Raw genomic sequence first — 16,429 nt, forward strand, 5'->3', positions numbered from 1 at the left:
TTCCTCCGGCGAGCGCGTCGCGGCCGAAATCAGCTGCCCGATCTGATCCCGCCGAGCAGTCACCGCTGCGGGGTCAGCCGCTCCCACAGGAAGGTGTGGACAAGCGCCTCGTTGAAGGCGGTCTGGCCGTGGTCGGTGGCGCCCGCGTGGCCGCCGCCGAGGTGTTCGTGGAAGAGGACGGGGTGCCCCGACTCGCGCAGCCGGGCGGCCATCTTTCGGGCGTGCCCGGGGTGGACCCGGTCGTCGCGGGTCGAGGTCAGCAGGAGCAGCGGGGGGTACGGGGGGCCGTCGGTCCGGACCTGGTGGTACGGGGAGATCCGCTCCAGGTGGGGCCGGTCGGCGGGGCTGTCGGGGTCCCCGTACTCGGCGATCCAGCTCGCTCCGGCGAGCAGCTTGTGGAAGCGGAGCATGTCCAGCAGCGGTACGTGGGCGACGACCGCGCCGAACAGTTCGGGGTCGCGGGTGAGCATCGCGCCCATCAGCAGTCCGCCGTTGCTGCCGCCTTCGATGCCGAGCTGGGCGGGGGTGGTGACGTCCCGGGCGATGAGGTCCCGGGCCACGGCCGCGAAGTCCTCGTAAGCCCGGACCCGGTTCGCCCCGAGCGCGGCCTTGTGCCAGTCCGGCCCGTACTCGTGACCGCCCCGGATGCCGGCCACCACGTAGGTGCCGCCGCGCGCGAGCCAGGCACGGCCCGTGACGGCGCTGTAGCCCGGGACCATGGAGATCTCGAAGCCGCCGTAGCCGTAGAGCAGGGTGGGGCCGGGGCCGGTGCGGTCCTCGGGGCCGACGACGAAGTACGGGACCCTCGTGCCGTCCGCGGAGGGGGCGAAGTACTGGCGCACCGTGAGGCCGGCGGTGTCGAAGAGGGCCGGGCCCTGCTTGACCGTCTCGTCGGCGCCCGCCGGGGCCGTGCCCCGGTAGAGCGTGGACGGCTGGAGGTGGCCCGAGACGTTCAGGAAGAACTCGTCGCTCACGTCCGGGTCGGTGCCGGTGACGGAGGCCGTGGACAGCGGCGGTACGCCGGACAGGGGCGTGCGGCTCCAGCCGTCGGGTCCCGTCCCGGGGGTGAGGATCTCCAGGCGGGAGGAGACGTCGGCGCTGGTGGTGAGGATCAGGTGGTGGCGGGTCCAGCTCCAGCCCGCGAGGGCGGTGTGCTCGTCCGGGGTGAAGAGCACCGCCGCCTCGCGCTCCCCCGCCCGGAAGGCCTCGAAGTCGAAGGCGAGCAGGCTGCCCGCGACGTGGCCGAGCCACGGCGACTTCGGTGCGACGAGCAGCCATTCGCGGTGGACGGAGGCACCGGCATCGTCCGGGACCTCGATCTTCTCGGGACCGGCCGGATCCGGGGTTCCCTCGGTTCCCTCGGCGGGGAGGAGGAACAGCTCGCCGTTCCAGAAGTCGATCTGCCGGTGCACGAAGTCCCGTTCGAAACCGGGCGTGTCATCGTGCGATCCGGTGACGGTCATGTCCGCCGGCCGGCCCTCGTAGACCAGTTCCGCCTCCGCGAGGGGCGTGCCGCGCCGCCACCGGCGCACCTGGAGGGGGTAGCCGGACACGGACATCGAACCGGGTCCGAAGTCCGTGCCGATCCAGACCCGGTCGCGGTCGATCCAGCCGATCTGGGTCCTGGCCTCAGCGACCTCGAAGCCGCCCTCGACGAACTCCAGCTCCTCCAGGTCGAACTCGCGCACCACACAGGCGTCCGCGCCGTCCCTGGACAGCATGACCAGGGCGTGGCGGTGATCGGGGCCCAGGACGGCGCTGCCCGCCCAGGCCCACTTCTCCCCCTCGGCCTCGGCGAGCGCGTCCAGGTCCAGGACCGGCTCCCAGTCGGGCCGCTCCTTGCGGTACTCCTCCAGGGAGGTGCGCCGCCACAGACCGCGTACGTGGTCGGCGTCCTGCCGGAAGTTGTAGAGGTGGCGTCCCCGCCGGGTCGTGTACGGGATCCTGCCGTCGTCGTCGAGGGCCTCGCGGACCTCCGACTCCAGCACCTTGAACCCGGGGTCCGAGGCCAGTGCGGACACCGTTTCCTCGTTGCGCTCACGCACCCAGGACAGGGCGGCCTCTCCGGTGATCTCTTCCAGCCAGAGGTAGGGGTCTTCATCGCTCATCCGCCGATTGTGCAGGATCGGAGGGCCGCCGCGAATCAGCCGTAAATCGGTTGCTCCGGGACCGTCGGCCGCTCACGATGGCCCCTCGTGAGCAGATCCCGTTTCGCCTCCGTACTCCCCGACCTCTCCCCCCTCCGGTCCAGCCCCGATTTCCGGCTGCTGTTCTACCAGGGCACGGTCACCTACTTCGGCTCGTTCATGGCCATGATCGCGCTGCCGCTGCAGATCAAGCACATGACGGACTCGCCGTTCGCGGTCGGTGCGATGGGCCTGGTGGAACTGCTCCCGCTGGTGGTCTTCGGCCTCTACGGCGGGGCCCTCGCCGACGCCGTGGACCGCCGGCGGATGATCCTGCTGACCGAGGCCGGGCTCGGGGTGCTCGCCCTGATCCTGCTGGTGAACTCGGCCCTGCCGACCCCGATGCTCTGGCCGCTGTACGTGGTCGCGGCGTGCGTATCGGCGCTGACCGGGCTGCAGCGGCCGGCCATGGACTCGCTGATGGCGCGGATCGTGCCGCACGACCAGCTGACCGCGGCCGCCGCGCTGAACGGGCTGCGCTACCAGTTCGGCGCCATCGCGGGTCCCGCGGTGGCCGGCCTGGTCGTCGCGTACGCCGGGTACGCGTCCGCGTACGCGGTCACCGTGACCGGGTTCCTCGTCTCCGTGCTGCTGTGCCTGCGGCTGCGACCGGCTCCGCCCGCCCGGGACGCCGAGCGGCCCTCGCTGCGGGGGATCGCCGAGGGGGCCCGGTACGCGTGGAGCCGGCCCGTACTGCTCGGGACGTACGCCGTGGACATGGCGGCGATGCTCTTCGCCTTCCCGAACGCCATCTTCCCCTTCCTCGCCGACGAGCTCGACGCGGTGTGGGCCCTGGGGCTGATGTACGCGGCGGGCGCGGTGGGCTCGCTGGTGCTGGGGCTGACGAGCGGCTGGGCCTCGCGGGTACGCCGGCACGGGCTGCTGGTGGTCTGCGGGGCGGCGGTGTGGGGGCTGGCCATCGCGGCCGCGGGCTGGTCCGGGAACATCTGGCTGGTGCTGGTGTGCCTCGCGGTCGCCGGCGCGGGCGACATGCTGAGCGGGCTGGGGCGCGCCACGATCTGGAACCAGACGATCCCGGAGGAGCTGCGGGGCCGCCTCGCGGGCATCGAGGTGCTCTCGTACACCGTCGGCCCGCAGCTCGGCCAGGCCCGCGCGGGCGCGATGGCCGGCTGGACGGGCACGCGCACGGCCTTCTGGAGCGGCGGACTGGCCTGTGTGGCCTCGGTGGCGTTGCTGGCCGCCCTGCTGCCGAAGCTGATCTCCTACGACGCGGACACGGACGAGGACGCCCTGCGGCGGCGGGCCGCGAAGGAGGAGCCGCAGTCGAGCGGGGCGCCGGTCTGACCCCGCCCCTCACCCCTCGGGGGACTCCTCCCCCGGGGCCGGGCCGCGGCCCGCGAAGGCGGCCGTCAGGGTGAGGGCCAGCAGCAGTGCGCCGGCCGTCGCGGCCAGCGCCGGACCCGGTCCCCACAGGGTCCAGGCCGCACCGAAGAGCAGGGAGCCCGCGAACCGAGCCAGGGCCTGCGCCGTCTGGAGCACCGCCAGCCCGGTGGTGCGCAGCTCCGGGGGCAGCAGCGGCCCGGCCGCGGCCATCAGCACCCCGTCGGTGGCCGCGTAGAAGAGGCCGAGCAGGCCGAGGACCCCGCACACGAGCACGGGCCCGGGCGGCAGCGGGGCCAGGAGCAGCAGGCAGGCGCCGAGCAGGAGCAGGTGTCCGCCGAGGAAGACCCGGCGCCGTCCCAGCCGGTCGGCGAGCCGGCCGATGGGCAGGGCGGCGAGCAGGAACACGGACGCGGTGCCGACCGGCAGCAGCGGGAACCAGGCGGCCGGCAGTTCCAGGCGCCGCTGGAGCAGGAGATAGAGGAACGCGTCCCCGACGGTGAACAGGCCGAGCACGGCGGCGGTCAGGCAGAGCCGCCGCAGGCCCGGGATCCGCAGGAGGGTCCGGGCTGGGGGCGTCCCGGCAGCCGGCGCGGGCGCGGGGCTCTCCCGTACGAACAGGGCCAGGACCAGCACGCCCAGCACCGCGAGGCAGCAGCTCACGGTGAAGACGGCCTCGTACCCGTCCACCGCCACCCACAGCACGCCGAACGCGGCCAGCGGCCCCAGCAGGGCCCCGGCCGTGTCCAGCGCGCGGTGCACGCCGAAGGCGCGGCCCTGCTCCCCCGGCGGGCAGGACAGCGAGATCAGCGCGTCGCGCGGGGCGGTGCGCAGGCCCTTGCCGGTCCGGTCGGCGGCGAGCACCGCCGCCACCGACCAGGGCGTGGTGACCGCGAGCAGGGCCGCCTTGCAGGCGGCGGAGATCGCGTAGCCGGCGCCCGCGACGAGCTTGCGGCGCTGCGTGCGGTCCGAGACCCGTCCGCCCACGAGGCGCAGCAGGGCGGTGGCGCCCTGGTTCAGTCCGTCCAGGGCGCCGAAGGCGAGCGGGGACATCCCGAGTCCGGCCACCAGGTACAGCGGCAGGACGGCGGTGACCATCTCGGCGGAGACGTCCGTGACCAGGCTGACCATGCCGAGGGCGAGCACCGTGCCGGGGACGGCTCGCAGGGGGCCCTTCGGAGCGGGAGGGTCCGCGGCGAGGTCCGCCGCACGGCTGGTCGACAGGTACACGGGTGCCTCCTTTTAGAACCAGGTGAGGGTGAGGGGGAAGGTGGTGGTGGCGGTGGTCGGGGTGGCGTCGGTGGCGGTGGCGGTGATCTGGAGGGTTCCGGTGGCCCAGGGTTTGCCGGTGATGCGGCCGGTGGTGGCGTCGAGGGTCAGGCCCCAGGGGAGTCCGGTGGCGGTGTAGCGGACGGGGGGTTTGCCTCCCGTGGTGGTGAGCTGGATGGTGCAGTTCTGGTTGAACTTGCAGGCTTGTGGGCCGGGGTTGACCAGCTTCAGATCACCGGGGGTCGGCGTCGAGGTGGGAGTCGGCGTGGGACTGGGCGTCGGGGTCGGCGTCGGAGTGGGCGTGGGTGTCGGAGTGGGGTTCGTGGCGGTGAACACCTCGCTGATCGGCTGGACGTTGGCGGCGTTCCCGGCGTGTGTCGCCGTGCCGAACAGGTCCTCGAAGGTGCGCAGCAGGTGGTGGTGGTTGAAGGCGGTGGCGTAGGTGCCCGTCTTGACGTTCGCGCCGTAGAAGACGGTGGCAATCTGGTTCGAGCCGAGGTAGTTGTCCTCGTCCCAGGTCAGCACCAGCAGGCTGTTGTTGGCCTTCGCCCACTGCGCGTAGGCGTCGATGTTGTTCTTCGTCCAGGTGTCGCCCGTGCCGACCGAGCAGGAGTGCATGTCGTTGCACTGGTTGGGGACGACGAAGGACAGGTTCGGCAGGGCCGCGAAGTTGTTCTGCGGGAACTGCGCCCAGGTCTTCCCGGTGTTGAGCGGTACGTTCTTGAAGGCGAACCACGGGTTGTGCTTCTGGGCGTACTGGCCGTTGGTGCACGCCGTGGAACCCTCGCTCGGCAGGTCCTCGTTGTACGTCGTGAAGGTCTTGCCGGCCGCGATCAGCTCCTGGCCGAGGTTGGGCGCGGTCATCGACTGCGGTGTGTAGCATCCGTCCCCGGTGATGCCCTGGGTGGCGCCGGAGAAGAGGTTGAAGTAGTTCGGCTGGCTGGGGTGGGTCAGCGCTTTCATTCCGGTCAGGCTCGCGCCGCCGCCCGCGAGCTGGTTGATGTACGGGGCGTTGGCGCTGCCCATGATCTCGCCGTACTGCTTGTTCTCGTACACGACGACGACCACGTGGTCGTACGCGGGCAGCGCTGCCACGGCCGCGGGGGACGCGGAACCGCTCTCGGCGGCTTGGGAGTTGGCGATGGTGAAGGCGCCCAGGAGGCCCAGGGCGCCGAGGGTGCCGATGCCGGCGACCAGGGCGGACCGGTGGGCCCGGTGTCTCGCGCGTGCGGTGGCGCCCGGACCCGGGCTCGTGCCCGGACTCGTGCTCGCTGTCGTCGGGGGACGCAGGGGCATGGGTGGTTCCTCCTCGTGATCAGTGGTGCGGCTCGGGGCCGGGACCGGTGTCGGAACCCGGGGGTGCGGTCTCACGCCTCGCGGCGGGCCGCGCCCGCGACGGTGATGTTCAGGAACCGGGGCACGGGCAGGGCCCGGCCGCGGAAGTCCTCCGCGACCGCCGCCCGCACCGCCGCCAGCCGGGCCTCGGGCAGCAGGACCAGGACGCTGCGCCCCGGCCGCTGCCCGGGCGGCCAGGCGCTCAGGGCCCCGGCCCGGCGGGCGCACGCGACGGCCCCGGCCAGTTCGGCCGTACGGTCCTGCGTGCCGTCGGGGTCCGGCCGCAGGGCCAGCAGCACCAGGCGGGACCCCGACCCGGCCGGGTCGAAGACCACGTACCGCTGCCGCTGCCGCCGGGGCTCCGGCCGGGGCGCGCCCTGGCCGAGCAACAGGGCCCTGCCCGGGCGGGCGAAGAGAGCGCCCCGGCGCAGGGCGTCGTCGCCGTCCGGCAGCGCCTGCGCCAGCAGCCGGGCGAGCCGCACCCGGTCCGGGTCCTCGCCCGGCGGTGTGTGGACGTCGGCCACCGCGAGCGCGATCGCACAGGCCGCGGCCTCCTCCGTGGCCAGCCCGGCGGCCGCGGTGAGGGAGCCCTGCACGTGCAGGTCGGTCCCGCCCCGGCCGTACCCGGCCCGGGCCAGTGCGCGCAGCAGGGCGTACGGGCCGGCGGCCCAGGCCGGGGTGGCGGGCCGCGGCCCGGACAGGGTCAGCGGCAAGTCGCAGCCGTCCGCCGGGTGGGCCAGGGAACTCAGCCGTACGAGGCCGTCCGTGCGCGGGGCCGCCGCGGCCGCCACCGGCCAGTCGGCTGCCGCGACGAGACCCGGGGAGCCCAGGTGGAAGGTGTACGGGGCGCTCCAGACCGCCGCCGGGGGCCGGCCGTGGGCGGCCTCCAGGGCGTAGGCGACCAGGCGGAAGAGCGGGTCGGCGGTGGCCCGGCGGGCGAGGTCCCCTCCGGTGGGGGCCGCGGGGCCGGTTCCGGCAGGGCCGGTGGCGGCTTCGCCCGTGCCGATGGCGGGCCCGATGGCGGGCCCGGAGGCGGTTTCCGAGCCGGCTTCGGAGCCGGCTTCGGCGAGCCCGGTGGCCGGGGCCGGGCCGGTTCGCGCGCCGGGGCCCGTCACGGCTGGTCCTTGCGGGCCAGCATCCGGTAGGCGTTGCCGCCGTCCATGCGCCGGGCCGCGGCGGTGCGCAGCCCGTCGAGCACCGCCGCGGCGGCGAAGCAGGGCAGCGAAGCCACCCGTACGGCTCCGGCGAGGGCGCGCCGGGCGGTGGTGGCCGGGGGTCCCCAGGGCCGGTCCGGGTCGGGGGCCAGCCGGGTCGCGGTCAGGGCCACCGCGCCGAAGAAGTCGTTGCCCTGGTGGGCGGCCCCGTGTTCTTCGGCGAGGACGGTGAAGCCCCGGTCGGCCAGTGCCTCGCGCAGGTTCGCGGAGGGGATCAGGTGCTGGTGCTGCGGCTGGAACCAGGGCAGCCAGGCCGGTCCGAGCAGCCGGGCCATCCGGGAGTCGGGGTCGGGGAGTTCGATGGTGAGGTAGCCGCCGGGGGCGAGGACCGCCGCGGCCGTGTCCAGCTCCGCGAGCGGGTCCCGGGTGTGCTCCAGGTAGTGGTACATGCTGACCACCTCGTACTGGCCCGCGAGTTTCACCGCGAACTCCGGGAACTGGCCCTGGTATCCGGTCTCCACCCAGCCGCGCCGCTCGGCCTCGCGGACCCCGTCGCCCATGTCCAGCCCGTCGAAGCGGGTGTCGGGCCAGACCGCCCGGGCCGCGTTGCAGAAGTGGCCGTGGCCGGTGCCGACATCGAGCCAGGACACGGGCTCGGTGTGGGGTCGGAGCATCTCGGCCCGGCCGCGGTAGGCGGCGCCGAGCCGGCCGAAGACGGTGGCCGCGCCTTCACCGCCGCGGCCGTCGTAGAAGTCCCGGTAGTAGAACTCCAGGCCCTCCGGGGACAGTCGGGGATTCTGGAAGACGTGCCCGCAGGCTCCGCACTGTTCCAGGTTGAACCTGCCCGGCTTGCCCTGGAGCAGGTCGGGCACCCGGACCCGGACGGTGAGCTGTGGGGACCCGCACCAGGGGCAGTCCGGACGGCGCGGTTCGAGGAACCGGTCGGTCCCGGCGGCCAGTTCGGCCCGGTACGCCCGGGCAGACTCGGCGCGGACCTCCCCGGCCCGGACGGCGGCCTGCTCCGTCTCCGCGGCGCCGGACAGGCCGTTCTCGGGCGGGTCGGCCTCAGGGTGCGGGGTGCGGGCCGTCGCGACGGCCGTACGCAGGGCCGCGCCGAGGGACCGGACCGGCCGGGCGGCCGTGGCCCGGGCGAGGTCGCCGGGGCGCAGGGGTGTGCCGGGCCGGCCGAGGGCCAGGTAGGGCTGGATCCAGTACAGCCCCGCCGCGGCGGCCCCCCACCGGCCCTGGCGTGCGGCGACCCCGGCCAGCAGGGCCAGCCCGGCGAGCTGCGCGACGGCGAGCGGCCCGGGCGGCAGCCCCTGGGCCCGTAGTTCGGCCGCCCGCGCCGTGCCGTGCCCGGCGGCGGGCGGTCCGCAGCTCAGGGTGGGCGCGATGGCCAGTCCGGTGGCGTCGGCGGCGTACTCCTTCACGCGCCGGATCAGCGCCATGAGGTCCGCCGGAGTGGTGTCCGGACCCGCCGGGTCCACCCCGGCCCGGGCGAGCACCTCCTCGGCGACGAGCACGGCGAACCCGGCCCCGCGCCCCTCTCCGAGCCGGTCCTTTCGGTAGCCGGCCGGGTCGACCAGGCGCAGCAGGCCGAGCAGCCGCTCGGTGGGCAGGTCCCCGGGCAGCAGGTCCAGTACCCGCAGTCCCTCCCGGTCGGCGTGCGCGCGGGCCGCGAGGAAGGTGGCCGCGTCGGGCTCCACCCCGCCCGCGGTGAGCAGCCGCCACCCGGCGGCGCGCGGTACCCCGGCGTCCGTGGACGCGGCCGCCGGCAGCACCGGGACGGCCCGCAGCCGGCGGGCGGTGCGCACGGTGCCCGCGCCGAGGGCGGCGAGCAGCAGGACGGAGGTCCACCGGACGCCGGGCGGGAGCGGGGGCGCCGCGCGAAGAGTGCGGGCGGGGGGCGGGGTGGGCGTCACAGGAGTTCCTCCAACCGGTCGGCCGCGGCGGCGGCCCCGCCGGCCGCGGCGAATGAGGCCTGGATCCGCCGGGCGCCCCGGCGGTGGCCGGGTTCGTCCAGTACGGCGGTCAGCGCGTCGCGCAGTTCCTCGGCCTTGGTCCTGCCGAACCGCACCCGGACGCCGGCTCCGGCCTCCACGACCTGCCGGGCGACGATCGGCTGGTCGTCGCGGATCGGGGCGACCACCAGCGGCAGGCCGTGCGCGAGGGCCTCGCAGACGGTGTTGTGGCCGGCGTGGCAGACGACCGCGTCCAGGTGGGGGAGCAGCTCCAGCTGCGGGACGCTGTCGCGCAACAGCACGTTGCCGGGGACCGTTCCGACCAGTGGGGCGGGGGCCGCCAGGATCAACTGCACTTCCTTGTCGAGCCGTTCGGCGGCGCCGAGCACCGCCCCGTAGAACCGTCCCCCGGCCTCCTGGTTGAGGGTTCCCAGCGAGACGAGGACCCGTCGCCGCTCCGGATCCAGCTGTTGCCAGGGGAATCCGGGAGCGGGCGGACGGGCCCCGAAGGCCGGTCCGACGAAGGCGTAGTGCGGCGGGAACTCCCTTTCTCCACCGACTAGTTCGCGGCTGGAGAAGACCAGGACCAGCCGCTCCGAGAACCGCGGGTCCCACGGCTTGCCCGTCCGCTCGGGGTCGGCTCCGCACTCCGCCAGCAGCCCGGCGATCTGTGCGTCCACCCAGTCGCCGACCTTCGGGAAGTCCGCGAAGGGGAGGGTGAGTTCGGCCGAGGTGCTGGCGGAGGTCACCCAGGGAACCCCGAGGGCCCGCGCGGCCACCGGACCGGCCAGGGCCTGCTGATCGGCGACGATCAGGTCCGGCCGGAAGGCGCCGACGGCCCGGACCACGCCGGGGAGCATCGCCCTGGCCAGGGGGACCAGCGCCTCCTCCCAGAGGAACCGCAGGGCTCCGACCCCGCGCAGATCGCGCCAGCGGGCGTGGAGCAGGGCGTAGTCTCCGCCCGCCTCGGCGCCCGCCGAGAGGATCCTGGCGTGATCGGGCAGCAGCCGTGACAGTGCCCCCGGCGGGCCGGTCCAGGCGACTTCGTGGCCGCGGGCGGCCAGTTCGCCGCCGACCGCCACGGTCGGGTTGACGTGTCCCGCCAGCGGCGGCACCGCGAAGAGCACCCTCATCGGACCAGCGCTCCCGCCCGCGACCGCGCCGGCGCCTTCGCAGCCGTCGTGGCCGTCGTCCTCGCTGTCGCCGTCCCTGTGTGCTCCCCCGCCTTGGCCGTCGCGTCGAGGTGGGCGAGGACGGCCGCTCGCAGCGCTCCGCTGCTCTCCTTGAGCACGTCGTGCCCGAGGCCCGGCAGGATCTCGACGGCGGTGACGTGCGGGGCGTGGCGGGCCAGTTCCCTTGCTCCCGGAACCAGTTCGGAGTGCTCTCCGCAGACGATCAGGACGGGGCAGCGCAGTCCCGCGTAGTCGGCCGGGGTGAAGGTGCGGCTCGCCGCGACGTCGTCGATCAGGGTCGTGCGGTTGAGCAGGTCGTCGGCGATGGCCGTGAGGTTGGCCGCCTTGCGCAGCCGCAGCGCGAGCAGTTCGGCGGGTACGGCACTGTCCTCCAGGCCGAGTGCGGCCGCCGACAGGGTGTCCACCATGTTGTCCACCCAGGCTCCGCTGAGCGGGGGTTCGAGCAGGGTGAGCCCGGCGACCAGGTCGGGCCGGGCGAGGGCCGCGTGCAGCGCCAGGGTGCCGCCGTAGCTGTTGCCGACGAGGTGGACCGGGCGGCGCCCGAGGCCGAGCGCGCCGAGCAGGGCGAAGAGGTCCCGTACGGCGGTGCGGCTGTCGTAGCCGGTGGCCGGGCGCTCGGTACGGCCGTGGCCGCGCAGATCGTAGAGGACCACCTCGTGCCCGGCCCGGGCCACCGGGACGGCCAGGGGGCAGTAGAAGGAGGACAGGTTGTCGACGACCAGCCCGTGCAGGAACACCACCACGGGGCGGTCGGTCGCGTCGGGGCCGGCCGCGGGTGCGGTGGCCGGGAGGCGTTGGACGTGGAAGCGGACGTCGCCCGCGGGAACGAAGGCCATGGCGGGATCAGCCGTCCGATCCGGGTGCGGCGGCGGATCCCGCCGAAGCGCGGGCGAGGGGCGCGTGGGAGGCGTGTGCGAGGGAGGCGTGCGTGATCCGGCCGATGTGCGTGACGAGTTCGCCCACGGACATGGCCAGGATGCCGTCCATGTCCTTCTCGGACAGGAAGCCCATCAGGTCGACTTCGGCGCCGTACCGGTGGTGGAGGAGTTCGGCCAGGGCCACGAACTCGATGCTCTCCAGGGCGAGGTCCTCGTTGAACGTCGTCTTCATCGTGACCTCGTCCGCGAGGAGGTGCTCGTCACCGACGATCTCCACGAGCATGCCGGTGATCTCGGCGAGGATGTCAGCTGCCATGACTGGTCTCCGTGAGGTGGGAGGGGACGGGGGACGGGGAGAGGGCCGCGGAACGGTCGGTCCAGGCGACGACGTGGACGGGGTGGTCGCTCTGGGTACCGGGACGGCCGGGACGGTCGGGGTAGCCGGGCCGGCCGGCGTCGTCGAGTGGCGCGTCCGCGAGAAGGGCGGTGCGGACGGGGTACGGGTGCCCGTCCGGGGAGAGCACGCACAGCTCGCCGGGGCCCGGGTCGCCGGTGGTCCGCCAGTCGCGCGGGCGGCCCGCGAGTCCGGTTCCGGCGGCTTTGGCGGCCGCCTCCTTGGCGCACCAGAGTGCGGTGAGCGCGGCCGGCAGGCCGGCGCCCTCCCTGGCCGCCAGCCGCTCGGCGAGGCCGAGTTCGCCCGGCGCCAGGGCGATGCGGATGAGCGCGTCCGGGTCGGTGGTCACCTGTTCCACGTCGATGCCGACCGGCAGTCCGGGGTGGGCCAGGGCGACCGCGATCCGGTCCTTGTGGGCGATCGTCAGGTGGAACCCGCCGGCCAGCTCTCCCCCGGCGAAGGGCCGCCCCGCCGGGTCGTTGCCGATGGGCACCTCGGCCGGGAAGACCGGCCCGGCTCCGCCGTCCCAGAGCAGGTGGCGCAGGGCGTCCTTGGCCGCGATCCGGCCCAGCAGCCAGGGTGCCCGGGCGCGCGGCGCCAGCCGCTCGTAGGCCGCGCGCTCGGCGGCGCCGAGGTAGCGGCGCATGACCAGCTCCTGCGAGGCGGGGTCGGTCCAGCGGCGCCGGGCCAGGCACCAGCCCTCGGGGCGGGGTTCGCCGATGCCCCAGACCTCCGGGGTGAACTTCATCGGCCAGACCCGCTCGTCGGCGCCGAACCGGCGGTACGTCCAGCCGTCGATCCGGGCCCAGACCCGGCCGTCGGCACGCAGCAGCTCCACATCACCGCGCACGGTGACATCGCGGACCTCCCGGATCCTGGCCGTCGCCTCGACGAGCTCGTACGGGGAGGGCGGCGGCCCCGAGAAGCGGATGGCGTCCACGGTGGCCGGGAACACCAGCCGGTCCACAGGGAGCCTCAGCTGCATCCAGTGCCCGAAGAGCTGCCCGGCGGCGTCGAGCAGCGCGCCCGGGTCGGGCAGTGCCCGCAGCACCCCGCGGATGCCGTCCGCGCCGACGGCCCGCACCTCGTACACCCCGGCGAAGCGGGGGCCGTGGAACATCCACCGGTCCCGGTAGAGGGCCTCGGCGCTGACGGGGGCCGGCCGTGGCTCGCTCAGCGGGGTGGGATCGGGGCCGGGCAGGGGCTCGTACCTCTCGCCGAGCAGCACGCACACGTCGGCGTACTCCCCGAGGGTGACGCGCACGCGGCCCGGCCCGGCGGGCCGTACGGTGACCTCCACGTCGAGGGCCGGTTCCACGGGGAGCCAGCGCAGGGCGCGTACCCGGTCGTAGCCGATGACGGACAGGCCGGGCGGTGCGTCCCGCAGGGCGGCTTCGGCCGCCAGCTCCAGCATGGTCGTCATGGGGACGACAGGGAACCGGTCGGAGTCCTGCGTCCACCCCTCGGGCTGCAGGTAGACGCAGTGGTCGCGTACGTAGGGCAGCGTGGCGAGGGAGAGGCGCAGCGTGTGGGTGCCGGGGCCGGGCTGGATGCCGGGCTGGATGCCGGGCTGGATGCCGGGCTGGATGCCGGGCTGGATGCCGGCCGGCTGTCGCGCGGCCGGCTGCGGGTCGGGGTTTCCACCGGCCGGGGCCGCGTCCAGGGCCGAGAGCAGGACCGGCCGGGGATCCGCGGCCACCGGGTCTGGCGCGGCGGGGGCGGCCGGTGTGTCGGGAGCCGCCGCCTGGGCGGTGGCCTGCGGCAGGAGTCCCGCGAGGGTGGCGCGGGCGGCCTCGCCGAGGCGGACCAGCGGCGAGCCGAGGTCCAGGAGCACGCCGCGCCCGGCCGCGGGCGCCGCCGGTCGTACGTCGGCTGCCGGGCCGGGGTCTCCCGTCCCGTCGGGGGCCAGCCGGTCCCAGCGCGGGGCGTGCCCCTCGGTCCACAGGGCGGCGCAGGTGCGCCGGAGGGCCGCGAGGCCGGTGAGCCGGGGTGAGGAGGCCGCCACCGAGAGGTGGGGGCGATCGCGCAGGGTGTCCTCGACGAAGCCCGGCAGGCTGCCCGGGCCGAGGGTGACGAAGCCGCGGACGCCGGCGTCCTCGTACAGCCGGAGCGTCAGCTCGCGGAAGCGGACCGGCTCCAGCAGATGGCGGACGACGAGCTCGCGCACCGCTTCGGGATCCGGGGGGAACGGTGCGCAGGTGGTCGCCGACCAGAGGGGCAAGGTGCCGGGCTGGAGAGGCAGTCGGGCGAAGGCCGCGCGGACCTGGCCCAGGTAGGGCTCCCACATGGGGGTGTGGAAGCCTGAACGGAAGGGGAGTTCCTGGCCGAGGACGCCCTCGGTCTTCAACCGTGCCAGTGCCGTGGCCACTTCGGCCGGACCTCCACAGATCACCGACTGGTGGGGGCAGTTGTCGTGGCTGACCACCACCCCGCCCAGTCCGTGCAGCGCGGCCTCCGCCCGACGGGTTCCGCACCCCAGGGCCGCGTAGACCAGGTCCGGCACCTTCACGGACCCCGGTCGCAGCGAGTTCAGGAAGGTGTCGGCCGCGTCCTGCCGGTACATCCCGGCGGTCACCATCGCCGCCCACTCCCCCAGACTGTGGCCCGCCAGCACCTCGGCACGGATGCCGAGTTCGGGCAGCGCCCGGGCGAGGAACCGGCCCGTGGCGATGGCGTCGAGCGCCCGCTCCGTGAGCTCCTCGCCCCGGGTCAGGCGGGGCCGCTCCAGGCCGAGCCGGTCCGCGACGTCGTCCAGCGCCGGGGCGAATTCCGGCTCCAGGCCGGGGAACAGGAACGCCAGCCGGCCGCCCAGCGGTTCGGGCGTGAACCAGACCTCCCCGCGCCCCCGCCAGGCGCGGCCCCGCGCCACCACCTTCGCGGCCAGCGCGAGCCGCTGGGGCGTGGGGCCGACGACGGCGAGCCGGCAGGGCCCGTCGCCGCCGGACACCGGGTAGCCGTGGCCGGGGGCGGAGACGGACACCGAGGACCCGGAGACGGACCCGGAGACGGAGACGGACGACAGGCGCGCCGACAGTTCGGCCGGGTCCGAGGCCGCGAGCAGCAGCACCTCCTCGCGTGCGGGCGCCCCGACCGGTGCGGCCGGTTCACCCAGGGGCACGAACCGGCGTACGGGCGGCGCCGGTCGCGCGGGCGTCGTACGGCCCGGGGGTCCGGCCCGTCGCGCGGCGCCCGGAGCCTCCTCCAGCACCACGTGCGCGTTGATGCCGCCGAAGCCGAAGGCGTTGACCCCGGCCCGGCGCGGGGCCGGCCCGCGTTCCCAGGGCCGGGCCGCCGTCACCGGCCGCATCCGGGTCCGGGCCAGGCCCGGGTGCGGCTCCTCCAGGTGCAGGGTCGGCGGCAGCACCCCCTCGTACACCGCGAGTGCGGCCTTGATCAGTCCGGCCATGCCGGAGGCCTGCATGGTGTGGCCGAGCATGGACTTCACGGAGCCGAAGCCGATGGCGTTCCCCGAACCGAGGCCGGCGGCGGCGCCGGACTCTGAGTCGGCCCCGTCGTCGGCGGCCCCGACGTCGCCGGCGCCGTCGCCGCCGCCCGCGTACGGACCGAACACCTGGGCCAGTGTGTCCAGTTCGGCCGTGTCCCCCACCGGTGTCCCGGTGCCGTGGGCCTCCAGCAGCCCCAGCGCACCGGGGGCCCGGGGGTCGAGACCCGCCTCCCGCCAGGCCCGTTCCAGCGCCCGCACCTGGCCCGCGACGAGCGGGCTCATCAGGCTCGCCGCCCTGCCGTCCCCGGCGACTCCGGTGCCGCGGATCACCGCGTAGATCCGGTCGCCGTCCCGCTCCGCGTCGGCCAGCCGCTTCAGCAGCACCACTCCGGTGCCCTCGGACAGCAGGGTTCCGTCGGCGCGCCGGTCGAAGGGCCGGATCCGCTCGCTGGGGCTCAGGGCGCGCAGTTGCGTGAACACGCTCCACAGGGTGGCGATGTGGCAGTGGTGCACGGCCCCGGCGACCACCGCGTCACAGCGCCCGCCGGCGAGCAGCCCGACCGCCTGGTCCACAGCCATCAGGGAGGAGGCGCAGGCCGCGTCCAGGGTGTAGGCCGGTCCGTGGAAGTCGAGCCGGTTGGCGGTCCGGGCGGCCGTGAAGCTCGGTACCAGTCCGATCGACGCGTCGGGGCGTTCGGGGCCCAGGGCCTCCTGGAAGGCGGACCGTACCGCGGCGATCCGCCGCTCGCCGAGATCGGGCGCGAGTTCGCGCAGGGTGTGGGCCAACTGGTGTGCGGTGCGGACGCGTTGATCGAGCCGGGCGGTGGCCACGCCCATGAACCCGCCGCGCCCCAGCACGATCCCGATCCGTGAGCGGTCGGCCGGCAGGCGGCTCTCGCCGCCCGCGTCGGCGATGGCCTCGGCCGTGGCGTGCAGGGCGAGCATCTGGTCCGGTTCGGCCCCTTCCACGGTGGCCGGCATGATGCCGAACCGGGTCGGGTCGAATGCGGCGAGCCCGTCCACGAAGCCTCCGCGCCGGCAGTAGAAGCGGTCGCCCGAGGCCGGTCCGGTGGCGCCGTCCGGGTCGTAGTACACCTCGGGGTCCCAGCGCCCGGGCGGGACGTCGCCGATGCAGTCGGTGCCGGCCAGGAGGTTGCGGCGGTAGGCGGCCAGGTCCGCGGCGCCCGGGAACACCGCGCCCATCCCTACGATCGCCGCGTCGGTGGGCCGCGGACCGCGGTGGTGGCGGCGCTGACCGGATCCCCGGCCTCGT

10 protein-coding genes are annotated in these 16,429 nt (G+C 75.1%); 1 reads left to right on the plus strand and 9 read right to left on the minus strand.

Annotation, left to right across the window (positions count from 1 at the left end):
* Window positions 1-59 precede the first annotated feature (59 nt).
* The gene (locus ACFYYB_RS19765) at window positions 60-2,108 is read right to left on the minus strand and encodes a prolyl oligopeptidase family protein (protein ID WP_389436477.1); all 2,049 of its coding nucleotides are present in this window, start codon (window positions 2,106-2,108) and stop codon (window positions 60-62) included.
* A gap of 87 nt (window positions 2,109-2,195) precedes the next feature.
* On the opposite strand from ACFYYB_RS19765, the gene ACFYYB_RS19770 reads away from it, so the two are divergent.
* Window positions 2,196-3,491 (plus strand): MFS transporter, encoded by a 1,296-nt coding sequence (locus tag ACFYYB_RS19770; RefSeq protein ID WP_389436478.1) that lies wholly within the window; start codon window positions 2,196-2,198, stop codon window positions 3,489-3,491.
* A 9-nt stretch (window positions 3,492-3,500) separates the two neighbouring features.
* Here the strand turns inward: ACFYYB_RS19770 and ACFYYB_RS19775 are convergent, their stop codons facing one another.
* The 8 genes from ACFYYB_RS19775 to ACFYYB_RS19810 all read right to left on the minus strand — a co-directional run bounded on the left by ACFYYB_RS19775 (window position 3,501) and on the right by ACFYYB_RS19810 (window position 16,359).
* Complete coding sequence (locus ACFYYB_RS19775) at window positions 3,501-4,757, minus strand: MFS transporter (protein ID WP_389436479.1); 1,257 nt, start codon at window positions 4,755-4,757, stop codon at window positions 3,501-3,503.
* Window positions 4,758-4,769: 12 nt separating this feature from the next.
* Window positions 4,770-6,092 carry an alkaline phosphatase family protein gene (locus tag ACFYYB_RS19780; protein ID WP_389436480.1) on the minus strand — a complete coding sequence of 441 codons (1,323 nt, stop codon included), beginning with the start codon at window positions 6,090-6,092 and terminating at the stop codon, window positions 4,770-4,772.
* Window positions 6,093-6,163: 71 nt separating this feature from the next.
* Window positions 6,164-7,246, minus strand: coding sequence for a galactokinase (locus ACFYYB_RS19785; RefSeq protein ID WP_389436481.1), 1,083 nt, complete (start codon window positions 7,244-7,246; stop codon window positions 6,164-6,166).
* Window positions 7,243-9,207, minus strand: coding sequence for a methyltransferase domain-containing protein (locus tag ACFYYB_RS19790; RefSeq protein ID WP_389436482.1), 1,965 nt, complete (start codon window positions 9,205-9,207; stop codon window positions 7,243-7,245). Before ACFYYB_RS19790 ends, ACFYYB_RS19785 begins: the two co-directional genes overlap by 4 nt.
* On the minus strand, window positions 9,204-10,379 hold the full coding sequence (locus tag ACFYYB_RS19795) for a glycosyltransferase (RefSeq protein WP_389436483.1): 1,176 nt from the start codon (window positions 10,377-10,379) through the stop codon (window positions 9,204-9,206). Before ACFYYB_RS19795 ends, ACFYYB_RS19790 begins: the two co-directional genes overlap by 4 nt.
* A complete protein-coding gene (locus ACFYYB_RS19800; RefSeq protein ID WP_389436484.1) occupies window positions 10,376-11,275 on the minus strand; it encodes an alpha/beta fold hydrolase in 900 nt (299 codons plus the stop codon). Before ACFYYB_RS19800 ends, ACFYYB_RS19795 begins: the two co-directional genes overlap by 4 nt.
* A 7-nt stretch (window positions 11,276-11,282) precedes the next feature.
* Complete coding sequence (locus tag ACFYYB_RS19805; RefSeq protein WP_389436485.1) at window positions 11,283-11,633, minus strand: acyl carrier protein; 351 nt, start codon at window positions 11,631-11,633, stop codon at window positions 11,283-11,285.
* Window positions 11,623-16,359 carry a beta-ketoacyl synthase N-terminal-like domain-containing protein gene (locus ACFYYB_RS19810; RefSeq protein ID WP_389436486.1) on the minus strand — a complete coding sequence of 1,579 codons (4,737 nt, stop codon included), beginning with the start codon at window positions 16,357-16,359 and terminating at the stop codon, window positions 11,623-11,625. Before ACFYYB_RS19810 ends, ACFYYB_RS19805 begins: the two co-directional genes overlap by 11 nt.
* Window positions 16,360-16,429 lie beyond the last annotated feature (70 nt).

Origin of the sequence: Streptomyces sp. NPDC002886 (assembly GCF_042888445.1) — a bacterium.
Taxonomy (GTDB): domain Bacteria; phylum Actinomycetota; class Actinomycetes; order Streptomycetales; family Streptomycetaceae; genus Streptomyces.